The organism is Leclercia sp. UBA2479 (genome assembly GCF_002341985.1).
Lineage (GTDB): Bacteria > Pseudomonadota > Gammaproteobacteria > Enterobacterales > Enterobacteriaceae > Enterobacter > Enterobacter pneumoniae.
In genome coordinates this window covers 277508-291577 of the sequence record NZ_DDPB01000009.1, presented here as the reverse complement: position 1 = coordinate 291577, position 14070 = coordinate 277508, and the positions used below count along the sequence as shown (strand labels likewise).

Annotated in this window: 11 protein-coding genes; 7 read left to right on the top strand and 4 right to left on the bottom strand. The window is 56.6% G+C overall.

Features of this window, described 5'->3' with window-relative positions; all coding sequences use genetic code 11:
* Positions 1–14: 14 nt before the first annotated feature.
* Positions 15–1553, top strand: coding sequence for a methyl-accepting chemotaxis protein (locus B3B59_RS11070; RefSeq protein ID WP_286808990.1), 1539 nt, complete (start codon positions 15–17; stop codon positions 1551–1553).
* Between the two features lie 36 nt (positions 1554–1589).
* On the opposite strand, the gene pqqU is transcribed toward B3B59_RS11070, so the two are convergent.
* Entirely contained in the window at positions 1590–3704 is a 2115-nt protein-coding gene (pqqU, locus tag B3B59_RS11065) for a TonB-dependent receptor PqqU (RefSeq protein WP_286808989.1), read from the bottom strand.
* A gap of 264 nt (positions 3705–3968) precedes the next feature.
* On the opposite strand from pqqU, the gene B3B59_RS11060 reads away from it, so the two are divergent.
* Positions 3969–5030, top strand: a complete 1062-nt coding sequence (locus B3B59_RS11060) for a YncE family protein (RefSeq protein WP_207293740.1) — start codon at positions 3969–3971, stop codon at positions 5028–5030.
* A gap of 74 nt (positions 5031–5104) precedes the next feature.
* Here B3B59_RS11060 and ansP read toward each other — a convergent pair whose 3' ends face one another.
* Positions 5105–6601: an L-asparagine permease gene (ansP, locus tag B3B59_RS11055; protein ID WP_046885388.1), complete on the bottom strand. Its 1497-nt coding sequence runs from the start codon at positions 6599–6601 to the stop codon at positions 5105–5107.
* A gap of 425 nt (positions 6602–7026) precedes the next feature.
* Between ansP and B3B59_RS11050 the strand changes: the two genes are divergently transcribed.
* Positions 7027–8010, top strand: a complete 984-nt coding sequence (locus B3B59_RS11050; protein WP_286808988.1) for an aldo/keto reductase — start codon at positions 7027–7029, stop codon at positions 8008–8010.
* A 1-nt stretch (position 8011) separates the two neighbouring features.
* Here the strand turns inward: B3B59_RS11050 and B3B59_RS11045 are convergent, their stop codons facing one another.
* The gene (locus B3B59_RS11045; RefSeq protein ID WP_212475969.1) at positions 8012–8902 is read right to left on the bottom strand and encodes a LysR family transcriptional regulator; all 891 of its coding nucleotides are present in this window, start codon (positions 8900–8902) and stop codon (positions 8012–8014) included.
* A gap of 110 nt (positions 8903–9012) precedes the next feature.
* Here B3B59_RS11045 and B3B59_RS11040 point away from each other — a divergent pair, with 110 nt between their 5' ends.
* The gene (locus B3B59_RS11040) at positions 9013–9411 is read left to right on the top strand and encodes a (R)-mandelonitrile lyase (protein WP_233802320.1); all 399 of its coding nucleotides are present in this window, start codon (positions 9013–9015) and stop codon (positions 9409–9411) included.
* 29 nt (positions 9412–9440) lie between these two features.
* Here the strand turns inward: B3B59_RS11040 and B3B59_RS11035 are convergent, their stop codons facing one another.
* Positions 9441–10976 carry a methyl-accepting chemotaxis protein gene (locus B3B59_RS11035; protein ID WP_286808987.1) on the bottom strand — a complete coding sequence of 512 codons (1536 nt, stop codon included), beginning with the start codon at positions 10974–10976 and terminating at the stop codon, positions 9441–9443.
* 344 nt (positions 10977–11320) lie between these two features.
* Here B3B59_RS11035 and B3B59_RS11030 point away from each other — a divergent pair, with 344 nt between their 5' ends.
* The 3 genes from B3B59_RS11030 to B3B59_RS11020 all read left to right on the top strand — a co-directional run bounded on the left by B3B59_RS11030 (position 11321) and on the right by B3B59_RS11020 (position 14069).
* Entirely contained in the window at positions 11321–11860 is a 540-nt protein-coding gene (locus B3B59_RS11030; RefSeq protein ID WP_233802324.1) for an AAA family ATPase, read from the top strand.
* 110 nt (positions 11861–11970) lie between these two features.
* Positions 11971–12951 carry an LLM class flavin-dependent oxidoreductase gene (locus tag B3B59_RS11025; RefSeq protein ID WP_233802326.1) on the top strand — a complete coding sequence of 327 codons (981 nt, stop codon included), beginning with the start codon at positions 11971–11973 and terminating at the stop codon, positions 12949–12951.
* Positions 12948–14069 (top strand): amidohydrolase, encoded by a 1122-nt coding sequence (locus B3B59_RS11020; protein ID WP_286808986.1) that lies wholly within the window; start codon positions 12948–12950, stop codon positions 14067–14069. Before B3B59_RS11025 ends, B3B59_RS11020 begins: the two co-directional genes overlap by 4 nt.
* Position 14070 lies beyond the last annotated feature (1 nt).

Here is a 14070-nt window from a genome sequence, read left to right as displayed (position 1 = left end):
TTAAGGAGCCAGGAATGAGTGTCAGTCAACGATTACGTAATATAAAAATGAGCAAAAAGCTCGCCGCAGGTTTTGGTCTGGTGCTGCTGTTAGTGGCGGTATCAACACTGATGAGCGTATTGCGCTTTAAAGAGATCCGCGATGTCTACCAGCAAACCAATCTGATCTACAACATCAACATCGAGGTTTTCCAGGCCAAGATTAACCGTCTCAAATTCCTCTATACCGCTGACGAGAAGTCGGGTCAGCTGATGGCAAATTATGTCAAACACGCCGCTGAATTAACCACCGAAGCGCAGCAGCTGGAGTGGACCACGCAAGAGAAGGCGATTGTCGATGATGTGGCGGGGCACCTGGCCCGTTTTGGCCGTAGCGTAAGCGAAATGCAGACCGCCATGACGGCGTATACCGCTAACAAGAACGACCCGGCAGCCGTTGCCGCGCTGAAAGCGGCAGAAGATAACGTCAAATCCGCAGGGGATGACAGTAGCGCCTCTCTGCGCGCCATTATCGCCCTCGTGAAAAAGCATAACGATGCGTTGGCTTACAGCTCCAGTACCATCACTGCCATTGTTGGCGTGGTGGCGATTCTGTTCGGGATCATCGTCTCCTGGTGGGTCACCCGCCAGATCACCCATCCGGTGAAACACAACCTGCAGCTGGCGGAACGGATTGCCAGCGGCGACCTCAGCTCCGAAATCCATCCGCAGGGTGAAGATGAGCTGGGTAAACTGACCGGGGCGATGGGCCGGATGAACGAGAAACTGCGCGCCATGATTGGCGAAGTACGCAGCAGCGTGGCGCAGGTGTCGCTGGCGGCTTCCGAAATCGCCGAGGGCAACACCGATCTCTCTTCCCGTACCGAGCAGCAGGCAGCTGCCGTCGTCGAGACCGCCGCCAGTATGGAAGAGCTCACCGCCACGGTAAAAAACAACGCCGACAACGCCCGTCACGCCAGTCAGCTGGCGGCAGAAGCCTCGCAAACCGCTACCCAGGGCGGACGCGTGATGCAGGATGTGGTCAGTACCATGAGCGACATCAATACCAGTTCGCAGAAAATTGCCGATATCACCGCGGTGATTAACAGTATCGCCTTCCAGACTAATATCCTGGCGCTGAACGCCGCCGTCGAGGCCGCCCGCGCGGGTGAGCAAGGGCGCGGCTTTGCCGTTGTGGCGAGCGAAGTGCGCAGCCTTTCGCAGCGTAGCTCGCAGGCGGCGAAGGATATTGAACTGTTGATTAGCGAATCGGTCTCGCGCATTACCACCGGTAGCGACCTGGTGGCGAAAGCCGGGCAGACCATGGAGCAGGTGGTGAACTCGGTAACCCGTGTGAATGACATTATGGGAGAGATCTCCTCGGCATCGGAAGAGCAGAGCCGCGGCATTGAGCAGATTTCGCGTGCGGTGATGGAGCTGGATACCACAACCCAGCAAAACGCCTCGCTGGTGGGCGCCTCGTCAACAGCGGCAGAGGCGCTGGAAGATCAGGCGCGTCTGCTGGAGACGCTGGTCGCCGCGTTCCGCCTGGATCAGAAGGCGCAGCTGGCTTAAAAAGAGCACCGGCAGCGCAAGGCTGCCGGTTTTTTATTACTCGAAACGGTACGACACCGACAAGCCGACGCCGTAGTTACGTCCCGGCGCGGGTTCGTAGTAACGCCCATTCGATTCATTGACAATAACCGAACCGGCATACTCTTTGTCGAATAGGTTATCCACGCGACCAAAGAGGTCCATTCCCCAGTTACCGTAGTTAAACTTGTAGCCGGTGTTCAGGCCGACAACGGTATAGGAGGGGGCTTTCGCCGTGTTTTCATCGTCCGCCATAATGTCACTCATATAGCGCACATCGGTGCCGGCGTACCAGCCCTCAACAGGCTGCCAGCCAAAGGAGGCAAAGCCCATATTACGGGCGATACCCGGCATACGGTTACCGTTGCAGTCGCTGTCAGAACAGACGTTCGTGCGGTAGGTGGCATCCAGATAGGTCCACGCCATTTTCAGCTTCCAGTTCTCGGCGAACTGCTGATCCAGGGCCACTTCGACCCCCTGACGGCGGGTTTTCCCGGCGTTTTTATAGCTGGTACGGCCGCCGCCGCTGGCATCGACCACAATCTCATCATCGGTATCGGTACGGAACAGCGCGGCGGTCAGCAGACCATTGCCAATTCGCGTTTTGCTCCCCACTTCCCAGGTATTGTTGGTCGATGGCTTCAGGCCGAAGTTAAGCCCGCCCTGGCCGTCTGAGCGGTAGGAGAGTTCGTTGATGGTCGGGGTTTCGAACCCGCGTCCGGCCGCGGCATACAGATTCCAGCCGTCGGTCACCACATATTTAAGGGAGCTGGCCGGCAGCCATTTGTGGTAGCTGGCGTCGCCGCTGTCATCGCCATTTTTGCCCTGAATATAGTGGTCGTTGGAGTCAAAGTAGACCGAACTGTAACGCACGCCCGCGTCCAGGGTCAGCTTCTGGGTTAGCTGCCAGCTAGTCTGCAGATAGGGGTCGACGTTCCACATCAGGTTGCGTTCTTTGCGACGCAGGTTACCTTTTTCGCCGAAAGTAGGCACACCGTTATTGCGCACGTAGTTTTCATAGCCGCGGCGATTTTCACTCATGTTCTCGTAATTAAGACCGGTAGTGAAAGTCATTGGCACCAGCAGCTCGCCCCGGTGGGTCCAGCGGGTGTCGATACCCTGATAATGACGCTGCATATCAATCACGCCGCCGGAGTGCGTTGGATTCTGCTGCGGACCAATGGGGATCGACTGATACTGGGTCATTTCACGCTCACCCGCGTACATCATCACGCTCAGGTCGTCCTGCTGGCTCAGTTGACGCTCATAGCGCAAGCCGGCCTGCGTCTGTTTGATGTTTTTGCGGGTATTGTACTGTTCGGCACGCGGCGACTGGGTCGGATTAGCACGCCACTCCTGTTCGCTCAGCCCGCCCGGGTCGTCGGCTTTGATATCCACGCTGTTGAACAGCAGGGTCAGCTTACTGACATCGTCAATGCGCACGCCCAGTTTGGCGTTGGCGAGATTTTTACGCGCGCCGCTGTGGTCGCGATAGCCTTTGGTGGTGAAACGGGTGGTTGAAACGGTGTAATCCACGTCGCCCGGCTGGGTGCCGTCGCCCATCGCTCCGGTGGCCTTCATGCCATAACGCCAGCTGCCGAAGCTGCCATAGTAGCTGCTGGCTTCAATGGTATTGGGCTGTTTGCCGGTCTCGGTGGCGACGTTGATCACCCCGCCGGAGGCATTGCCATACAGGGCAGAGAAGGGGCCGCGCAAGACTTCCACGCTCTCGACGCTGCTGAGATCGATATTGGAGGTCTGTCCCTGGCCATCCGGCATCGTCGCGGGGATGCCGTCGACATACATACGGATGCCGCGCACGCCGAAGGTAGAGCGGGCGCCAAAGCCACGCATCGACAACTGCAGATCCTGGGCATAGTTCTGGCGATTCTGAATCTGCAAGCCCGGCACGCTGCCCAGCGACTCCGACAGGTTAATACGCGGCGTAGCCTGACGCATATCTTCGCCGTTCACCACGCTGACGGCGGCGGGGGTGTCCAGTTCTGAAACGGTTTGCGGCGTTGCGCTGACGATCATGGTCTGTTCGTCGGCAGCCATGGCGTTAACGGGGGTAAAGACGACAGGAACCAACAGCAGGGGAAACGTTGCCTTACTGGCAGAAATGATTTTCATGAATAGTTGCCGATAGTGGAATTAAACGTACCAAATGGAACATGTGCGTGTATGTTAAATGTTTTGTAAATGTATTGAAAACCATAAACGCACATTGCGTTAATCGAAGTGTAGATAAAAAAGACGGATCGCGACGGAAGCGGCAAGATTTACTCCACATTCATATAAATAATGATTAGTATTCGCATTCAATAAATGCAAAGCCATGACTTTGCAGTCGGAAGCGATGTCAGCCATTCCACCTATGTTTAAAAGGGAGTTGTTATGAATTTACGTCATCTGTGCTCACCGCGTCTGCGTGGTTCTTTGCTGCTGGGTTCTCTGCTGGTAGCGGGTACGTTCAATGTCCATGCCGCCGAAGAGATGCTGCGTAAAGCGGTGGGAAAAGGCGCTTACGAGATGGCCGTCAGCCAGCAGGAGAACGCGCTGTGGGTTGCCACCACCCAGAGCCGCAAAACAGATAAAGGCGGGGTGGTCTATCGTCTTGATCCCGTCACCCTCGAAGTGACCCAGGCCATTCATAACGATTTGAAACCTTTTGGCGCGACCATCAACAACGCCACGCAAACCCTGTGGTTTGGCAATACCACCAACAGCGCCGTCACCGCGATCGATGCGAAAACGGGTGAAGTAAAAGGGCGCCTGGTGCTGGACGATCGTCAGCGCAGCGAAACGGTTAAACCGCTGCAGCCGCGCGAGCTGGTGGCCGATGACACCACCAACACCGTCTATATCACCGGTATCGGCAAAGAGAGCGTGATCTGGGTTGTGGACGGCGCCACGCTGAAGCTGAAAGAGACTATCGCCAATACCGGTAAGTTCAGCACCGGTCTGGCGCTGGATGCACAGGCGAAACGCCTTTACACCACCAATGCCGACGGTGAACTGCTGACCATTGATACCGCTACCCACAAAATTCTCAGCCGTAAAAAACTGCAGGATGACGGGAAAGAGCACTTCTACCTGAACCTGAGCCTGGACGTGGCGGGCCAGCGCGCTTTCCTTACCGACTCCAAACAGCCGGAAGTGCTGGTTGTCTCGCTGAAAGATGGCAGCGTGATCAAGAAAGTGGCGGCGCCAGAGTCGCTGGCCGTGCTCTTCAACCCGACGCGTAATGAAGCCTACGTGACGCATCGCGAAGCGGGTAAAGTGAGCGTGATCGACACCAAAACCTATAAAGTGACGAAAACCTTCGAGACCCCGACCTTCCCGAATAGCCTGGCACTCTCTGCCGATGGCAAAACCCTGTACGTGACGGTGAAGCAGAAGTCTACCCGTCAGCAGGAAGCGACCCAGCCTGACGATGTGATTCGTATTGCGCTGTAAGGGTAGTTGACCTTACGCAGGCAAATAAAAAGGGAAGGCGCTATGCCTTCCCTTTTTTTAGTGGCTAAGTTTGATTAACGCGAGGTCTCTTCAACCAGCGGACCATCCTGATTTCCCTCTTCAGCATGAACCGGGGCAGTGCTGTGGATTTCATGCACGCGCTTACGCACCCCGAACCAGCCGGCAACCAGCAGAATAGCCAGCAGCGGAATGGTCGCGATGGTGTAGGTCCCGTTCGGGTAGTCAAAGGCCATCAGCACCAGCACGCTAAACAGGAACAGCAGGGTGAGCCAGGAGGTCACCGGTGCGCCCGGCAGCTTGAATTTCACCTCGGCGGCTTTACCCTCTTTGATGGCCTTGCGCAGACGCATCTGGCACACCACGATAAAGGCCCAGGAGGCGATAATGCCCAGCGCGGCAACGTTCAGCACAATCTCAAATACCTGAGAAGGCACCAGATAGTTCAGGAACACGCCAAACACATAGACTACCAGCGTGGCGAGGATCCCGGCATAAGGGACCTGCTGCTTGCTCATCTTTGACATGAACTTCGGTGCAGAGCCACCCATCGACATAGAGCGCAGAATACGGCCGGTGGAGTAGAGGCCTGAGTTCAGGCTGGAGAGCGCGGCGGTAAGCACCACGATGTTCATGATGCTGCCCACATACGGCACGCCCAGCTTCGAGAAGAAGGTGACGAACGGGCTCTGACCTGCCTGGTACGCATTCCACGGCAGCAGCAGTACCAGCAGCACCACGGAGCCGACATAGAACAGGCCGATACGCCAGATCACGCTATTGATCGCTTTCGGTACCATCGTCTGCGGATCTTTACATTCGCCTGCCGCGGTACCGACCAGCTCAATGGAGGCAAAGGCGAAGACCACGCCCTGAACCAGTACCAGTGCAGGCAGCAGGCCGTGCGGGAAGAGGCCGCCGTTATCCGTGATTAAATGGAAGCCGGTGGCGTTGCCATCCAGCGGCTTGCCGGTGCCGAGAAACACGGTACCCACTACCAGGAAGATCACAATCGCAAGAACTTTTACCAGCGCAAACCAGAACTCCATCTCGGCGAACCACTTCACGCCAATCATGTTCATGGTGCCCACAATCGCCAGCGCGCCCAGCGCGAAGACCCACTGTGGAACATCGCCAAACGCGCCCCAGTAGTGCATATAGAGCGCCACGGCGGTGATATCGACAATACCGGTCATCGCCCAGTTGACGAAGTACATCCAGCCGGCAACATAGGCGGCTTTTTCACCCAGGAATTCACGGGCATAGGAAACAAAACTGCCGCTGGAGGGGCGGTGTAAAACCAGTTCGCCCAATGCGCGTAAGATGAAGAAAGAGAAGATGCCGCATACCAGATAGACCAGCGCCAGTGCCGGACCCGCCATCTGCAGGCGCGCGCCTGCACCTAAAAACAACCCCGTACCGATTGCGCCGCCAATTGCGATCATCTGCACCTGACGGTTGCCCATCGCCTTGTGATACCCCTCTTCGTGGGCATCCAGCCAGCGACGTTTTGCCGCCTGATGGTCGGCTGCGCTTTTATTGCTTGTTTTCATTGAGTTACCTGTTTACCTGTCTGAATCATCCTCGGATGTCCTCTCTCCGGCCCCGGCGACACAAACGATTGCCTTTGGCCGGAAACATGCTCCCTTTCCAGTTATTCTTCGTGTGGAATAGGCGAAACATGGCGAAGCATCCTACCCGCAATTAATAAGTGACGCAAAATATAACGGGTCGAAAGTGATGGAGCTCGAAAAAATTCGTCTGGTCAGAGCAGGCGCGGGTTACAGAGGGCTGAATCGGTTAAAATTTTGAAACTGTATTTCGCTTAAATGGCGTACAACTCATCAGGTTTGCTTAATTATTGGACAGTGAAATTGATGAATTGAATTCATAACGTTAAGTATATTGCTGGCGTGGTATTCATTAAATTTTCCGTTCACACTTGTTGAGGTCATTTAACAACCTCATGAGGCAAACAATGCAGCAGCGACAGTTAGGTTCAAACGGTTTACAGGTATCCGCCCTCGGGCTGGGCTGCATGGGGCTAAGCTATGGCTACGGCCCGGCAACCGATAAAGCGCATGCCATCTCTCTGATTCGTAACGCCGTAGAAAACGGGGTGACCTTGTTTGATACGGCAGAAATTTACGGCCCGTTCATCAATGAAGAGGTGGTCGGTGAGGCGCTGGCGCCGGTACGTGATCAAGTGGTGATTGCTACCAAGTTCGGCTTCGACTGTACGCAGCCGGGTCAGGTATTGAACAGCCGACCGGCGCACATTCGCGCCGCCGTGGAGGGATCGCTGAAACGGCTGAAAACCGAGGTTATCGATCTCTATTATCAGCACCGCGTCGATCCGGATGTGGGCATCGAGGAGGTGGCCGGTACCCTCAGGGATCTGATTGCAGAGGGGAAGGTTAAGTATTTTGGCCTTTCTGAGGCGGGGGTAGAGACTATCCGCCGCGCCCATGCTGTGTGCCCGGTTTCTGCTTTGCAGAGCGAATATTCCCTCTGGTGGAGGGAGCCGGAGAAAGCCATTTTACCGCTTCTGGCTGAGCTGAATATCGGCTTTGTCCCCTTCAGCCCGCTCGGGAAAGGTTTTCTGACCGGCGCGATTAATGCACAAACCACGTTTGATGCGCAGGACTTCCGTAATCAGGTGCCGCGTTTTAGCGAAGCCTCGCGGCTGGCGAATCAGCAGCTCATCGATGTGGTGCAACGCCTCGCCAGAGAGCAGGGGGTGACCCCGGCGCAGATTGCCCTGGCGTGGCTGTTGGCGAAAGCGCCATGGATAGTGCCTATCCCCGGTACCACCAAACAGCACCGTCTGCTGGAGAACCTCGGTGCCGCAGAGGTGACGTTGTCACCTGACGCGCTGGCACGAATCAACCAGGCGCTGGAAGGCATTGATGTAGTAGGAGATCGCTATCCGAAACATCTTCAGGCGCGCGTCGGCAAATAAACTATTGCTGACGTAACGCCTCCAGAAACAGGGCAAAGGCCGTGGTGTGCTGACGGCGGCTGGGGTAGTAGAGGTGATAGCCATCGAAAGGCGTGCACCACTCCTCCAGTACCCGAATCAACCGACCTTCGGCGAGTGCCTGCTGGACAGTATCATCCGGCACGTAGGCCAGACCTAACCCGGCCTCGGCGGCATCCAGTCGCTGAGGCAGGTTATTGAGCGTAAGCTGCCCGTCAACCCGCACCCGCAGCTCCCGGCCCTCTTTTTCAAACTCCCAGGCATATAATCCACCGCGCGTCGGTAAACGCATATTGATGCAGCGGTGGTTTTCCAGCTGTTCTGGCGTTTCTGGCACGCCGTAACGGGCAAAATAGGCGGGCGAGCCGACGACTGCCATGCGCATATCCGGGGCGATCCGTACCGCTATCATATCTTTCGCCACCTGCTCACCAAGCCGTATCCCCGCGTCAAAGCGGCCATCAACAATGTCCGTCAACCCGTTGTCGACCGTCACCTCAATATGGATATCGGGATACTGTGCCATAAACGGCTTCAGTACCGGCCACAGCACCGCCGACATGGCATGCTCTCCGGCGGTGATACGAATATTCCCGGCCGGTTGGTCACGCATATCGCGCAGGGCTGTCAGCTCTTGTTCAATTTCCAGCAAATGGGGGCGCAAACGGAGAAATAACTGCTCGCCCGCCTCGGTGGGGGCCACGCTGCGCGTGGTGCGGGTCAGCAGGCGCACATCAAGGCGCGCCTCCAGATTACGCATCGCATGGCTAAGCGCCGACTGAGAGACCCCCAGCTGCGCCGCCGCACGGGTAAAGCTGCGCTCGCGTGCCACCACCATAAAGGAGAGCAGATCGTTAAAATTGTCTTTCAGCATGCCGGGCTTCCCATTAATGAATTTGGCTCATGGTTCCTTTCTGATTATGCAGTCTAATCGGCGCAGCAGAGGTGCGCTACTGTTAACGCATCAGCTAAACAGGAGCGAAAATGAAAATTATCCGAAATGGTTCACTGCCCTCCGTGCGCGGCCCCGAAGCATGGTTTACCGGCCCCGTACGCATTGATGCCCCGTTTCAGGCAACCGGGCCCGCCACCGTCGGTGGCGCAACTGTCACCTTTGAACCCGGCGCACGCACGGCCTGGCACACCCATCCGCTGGGACAAACGCTCATTGTCACCCAGGGGCGCGGCTGGCTGCAGGCATGGGGCGAAGAGGCGCAGCAGCTGAATGCAGGGGATATCGCCTGGATCCCACCCGGCGTAAAACACTGGCACGGGGCGAGCAGCGAAACGGCAATGACCCATATTGCTATTGCGGAATCGGTGGACGGCAGCCCGGTGACGTGGATGGAAAAAGTCAGCGACGAGCAGTATCAGGGCCGCTAACGGCCCGATACCTGACGAAGGGCGACCGTTTAGCCGCCAAATACCGCAATCGCGTGCTGCAGACGGGTGGTGCGTTGGGTGAGGTGATTTGCCGCCTGGGTGACGTTATCAACCATGGCGGTATTGTTATGGGTCATCACGCCAATACGTGAAATGGCGGTATTGATAAGGGACAACGCCTGCGTCTGTTCCTGAGTCGCGTGGCCTATCTCTTTAATCAATGTCGACATGGTCAGCACGTTGCCGATCATTGCGCTCAGGTGGGTTTCAGTCTGCTCCACTTTATTCACGCCGGCGTTAACGCTGGCGACGTTTTTCTCAATCAGCGCTTTGATCTCTTTTGCAGCGGAGGCAGAGTGCTGCGCCAGGTGGCGCACCTCGGCTGCCACCACCGCAAAGCCCCGACCGGCGTCCCCGGCGCGCGCGGCCTCGACCGCGGCGTTCAACGCCAGAATATTGGTCTGAAACGCGATACGATCAATCACCCCGATAATGTCGACGATCTGGCCATTATCCTGTGATACTGCCTGCATCATGCCAATGGTCTGCTTCATGATCGCTTCGCTATGGTCTGCGCTGGTACGGGTCTGGTCGGCCATCAGAATCGCTTCACGGGCTGTTTCGGCGGTCTGTTTTACCGCACTGGCTATCTCTTCTACGGCGGCGGCGGTTTGCTGCAGATCGTCCGCCATCTCCTCCGAACGTGCCTGCAGCGCATCGCCCTCGGTGGCTACCCGCTGGCTGATCTCGCGAATACCGGTAATTTGAGTTCCTACGTCGTCAACCAGCGAATTGAGATTCAACCCGGACTGGTTTACCAGGCGCATCATCAACCCAATTTCATCCACGCGGTCAAAATGGTAATAATCGGTTTTTCGGCCCGAAACGACGCGCTGCATCTGTTTAACGATTGTTTTTAGCGGGCGGCAAATCTGGCTATTGAGATAGCATGCCTGCAAGACAAATAAGAGGGCCAGCACGGAGGCTTGCCAGAGCGGCTGAGTAAATAAAAAAGGGGTCGTCATTGCCAGAGCGGCGAATACCACCATTGCATAATTGACCCGGCTGGCGGTGCTAATACGCTTAAATAATGATAAGAAGGAGAGAAGACCCCGGCGCATCAGCACTCCTTTATAAAAGCGATGCCCTTTTAATTCATTATTGCATACGCGCGCGTATAATTTTTCGCTGGCGGCGATTTCGTCGCGCAGGGGAATATTTCGCACCGAAATATAGCCGGTTAGCGTGTCGTTCTGATAAACGGGCGTCACGTTGGCACGCACCCAGTAGTGATCGCCATTCTGGCGGCGGTTTTTCACCAGCCCTGTCCAGCTCTCGCCTTGTTGCAGGGTGTACCACAGATCGCGAAAGGCCTCCGGCGGCATATCCGGATGGCGAATCACATTATGCGGCTCGCCAATAAGTTCTTCTTCTTTATAACCGCTGGCCGCAATAAAGGCCGAGTTGGCGTAAGTAATATGACTTTGCGTATTCGTGGTCGACATTAACGTCGTGCCATCGTTAAGCAAATACTCGTTTTGTGTAACAGGACTGTTACGCCTCATACGTTACTCCAGGGTGGTGTCGTCATAAATAGCGATTACCCGATAAAGTATCAGGCAAGATAAAGTATTTATTTTTTATAAACCAGGCGGCGTATTCTCCACAAAATATCTGGAATTAGAAAGTGCCTAAATTAAATATTTTTTAATACCGTGCCGACGATAATGTAATAAAAATGAAAATAACATTACCATATTAATAAACAGGACGGGTGAATGAAGTGACTTAAGTGAAATAAAAAGCGCGAAATGAATCCGTGGGCAAAACTATTGTTTTGAACTGCCGTTTCATTAACAAGGTGAAAACGCTATTATACGCCCCCGATAATCCCTGACGGAGCCCGTTTGTGAAGATCAATCTTATTGGTACCAGCGGCAGTGGCAAAAGCACCCTGGCGCGACGCCTTGCCGCCGAACTGCATCTCCCTTATATCGAAATGGATACGCTCTACTGGCGGCCAGCGTGGCAAGGTACGTCTGATGAGGAGCTCTTTGCAAAGCTGGAAAACGTCCTCAGTGCTACGCCGGGCTGGGTGCTGGATGGCAACTACAATCGCACGCGTCCCGTAAAGTGGCGCGATGTGGATCTGATTATCTGGGTTGACTACGGGTTTATGCGTACGCTTCGCCAGGCGGTGGTAAGGGCAGCTAAACGCGCCTGGAGCCAGCAAGAGTTATGGCCCGGCACCGGCAATCGCGAGAGCTTTCGCCGTTCCTTCTTCAGCCGCGAATCGGTTCTGCTCTGGACCATTAAAACCTGGCGCAGCAACCGTGCGCGCTATGAAGCCGACATGGCTAACCCGCAATTTTCCCATATTCGCTTTGTGCGAATAACCCGACGCCAGCAGGCCGACGATCTGATTGCTGAGCTGCGCACAATGGCGTAATTCGTTGCGCTATTTCTGATTTCTGGCAAACCAAATGTAAATTAATTGTTTCTCAGCGCTGAAATCGCCCTTTAATAATGACGACATGTTAAGTCAAACGAGAACAAAACATGTCCTGGCGAATCAGCATTCTGGATAAAAGTCCCGTCGCGGAAAACGACACCGCCGCCGATGCGCTGGCGCGTACCTTACAGCTGGCCAGGCAGGCCGAAGCCTGGGGTTACCACCGCTTCTGGATTGCCGAGCACCACAACACCGCGCAGCTGGCCAGTCCATCCCCGGAGTTACTGATTGCCTGGATCCTCGGGCAGACCTCCCGCATCCGCGTCGGCTCTGGCGGCGTAATGCTGCAACACTACAGCCCCTATAAAGTGGCAGAAAACTTCAACGTGCTGGCCAATCTCGCCCCTGGCCGGGTCGATCTCGGCATTGGCAAAGCCCCGGGCGGGCTGCCGCTCTCGACCCGCGCCCTGCAACAGGGGGTGAATCCGCAGGAGAAGGGCAGTTTCGCTGAACAACTGACCCAACTGGACGGCTGGCTAACCCCCTCTGATAACGAACTGCGTGCCACTCCGCTGCCCGCCATTCCGGCGCAGGGGTATCTGCTGGGGGCCAGCATCGAGAGCGCACTGCTGGCGGCGCGCCTCAACTGGAACTTTGTCTTCGCCGCGCACCTGAACGGCGACCCCGATCTGCTACGCGATGTCATTGCCACCTGGCGCGCCAGCAGTGCGCTGGACGTGATAGTGGCCGTGCAGGCCATCGTTGCGCCGACCCAGGCCCAGGCCGATACCCTGGCGGAAAAGGTCGAGGTGTGGGGCGTGGAGCTGGTGAACGGCCAGCGCGTGTCGGTAGCCAGCGAAGAGCAGGCTTACGCTTTCGCACGCCAGGCGGGAAGCGAGCCGCTGCGCATTGCCCGGCGCGCCCAGTCGCTGCTGGCAGGTACCGCAGAGTCAGTGGCGGCGCAATTGCAGGCGCTGCATGACCGCTGGGGCATCGACGAATTTATTATCGATACGCCGATCGCCGACGGGCAGAGCCGGGCGCAGTCCTTACGTCTGCTGGCGCAAACTCGCGAGGTGCTGGCATGAACTTCAATGAACAACTGATCGCCTGGCGGCGCGAGCTGCATCGCTACCCGGAGCTGTCGGGCGAGGAAGTGGAAACCACCGCCCGCATTCGCCGCTGGCTCGATAACGCCGGGATCGCCGTACTCCCGTATGACATCCCGACGGGCGTGATCGCCGAGATCGGCACCGGGCCGAAACAGATCGCCCTGCGGGCCGATATTGATGCCTTACCCATCGACGAGCGCAGCGGTGTTGCGTTTAGCTCGCAGCACGCCGGGGTGATGCACGCCTGCGGTCACGATATTCACACCAGCGTGATCCTCGGCGCGGCCCTGCAGCTAAAAGCCCGTGAAGCCACGCTGCCCGGTCGCGTGCGTATTCTGTTCCAGCCCGCAGAAGAGAACTTTGGCGGCGCGAAAAGCCTGATCCGCGCGGGAGCCCTGCAGGGTGTCAGCGCTATCTTTGGCATGCACAACGAACCTGGGTTGCCGGTGGGAGCCTTTGCCACCCGTGGGGGCCCGTTCTATGCCAACGTCGATCGTTTTGTCTTCCGTATCACCGGTAAAGGTGCCCATGCGGCGCGCCCGCATGAGGGCTCTGACGCTATCGTGCTCGCCAGCCAGTTAGTTACGGCCCTGCAGAGCGTGGCCAGCCGTAATGTTAATACGCTGGAGTCGGTGGTGCTCAGCGTAACCCGTATCGAAGGGGGCAATACCTGGAACGTCCTGCCGGAAAGCGTCGAGCTGGAGGGGACCCTGCGCACCCACAGCACTCAGGTGCAGCAGAAGGTGAAGGATCGGGTCAGTGAAATTGCCGCCGGCTTTGCCAGCGCGTTTAACGCCCAGATTGATATCACCTGGTATACCGGCCCGTCGGCGCTGGTTAACGATGAGCACTGGGCTGATTTCGCCACCGCCGTGGCCAGGGAAACCGGCTACGAAACCCACCACGCCGAACTGCATATGGGGGGAGAAGATTTTGCGGTGTACCTGCAGCAGATCCCCGGTGCGTTCGTCAGTATTGGCAGCGCCAGCGCGTTCGGACTGCATCATCCGGCGTTCAATCCGGACGAGGCATTAATCGAGCCCGCCGCCCGATATTTCGCGCAGCTTGCCGAGAAAGCGTTACAACACATTTAAT

What these genes read in the sequence shown, in the direction of transcription:
- B3B59_RS11050 (WP_286808988.1), top strand. Translation starts at nt 7,027, where the DNA reads ATGCAGCAGCGACAGTTAGGTTCAAACGGTTTACAGGTATCCGCCCTC.
- B3B59_RS11040 (WP_233802320.1), top strand. Translation starts at nt 9,013, where the DNA reads ATGAAAATTATCCGAAATGGTTCACTGCCCTCCGTGCGCGGCCCCGAA.
- B3B59_RS11045 (WP_212475969.1), bottom strand. Translation starts at nt 8,902, where the DNA reads ATGCTGAAAGACAATTTTAACGATCTGCTCTCCTTTATGGTGGTGGCA.
- B3B59_RS11060 (WP_207293740.1), top strand. Translation starts at nt 3,969, where the DNA reads ATGAATTTACGTCATCTGTGCTCACCGCGTCTGCGTGGTTCTTTGCTG.
- B3B59_RS11070 (WP_286808990.1), top strand. Translation starts at nt 15, where the DNA reads ATGAGTGTCAGTCAACGATTACGTAATATAAAAATGAGCAAAAAGCTC.
- B3B59_RS11020 (WP_286808986.1), top strand. Translation starts at nt 12,948, where the DNA reads ATGAACTTCAATGAACAACTGATCGCCTGGCGGCGCGAGCTGCATCGC.
- ansP (WP_046885388.1), bottom strand. Translation starts at nt 6,601, where the DNA reads ATGAAAACAAGCAATAAAAGCGCAGCCGACCATCAGGCGGCAAAACGT.
- B3B59_RS11035 (WP_286808987.1), bottom strand. Translation starts at nt 10,976, where the DNA reads ATGAGGCGTAACAGTCCTGTTACACAAAACGAGTATTTGCTTAACGAT.
- pqqU (WP_286808989.1), bottom strand. Translation starts at nt 3,704, where the DNA reads ATGAAAATCATTTCTGCCAGTAAGGCAACGTTTCCCCTGCTGTTGGTT.
- B3B59_RS11025 (WP_233802326.1), top strand. Translation starts at nt 11,971, where the DNA reads ATGTCCTGGCGAATCAGCATTCTGGATAAAAGTCCCGTCGCGGAAAAC.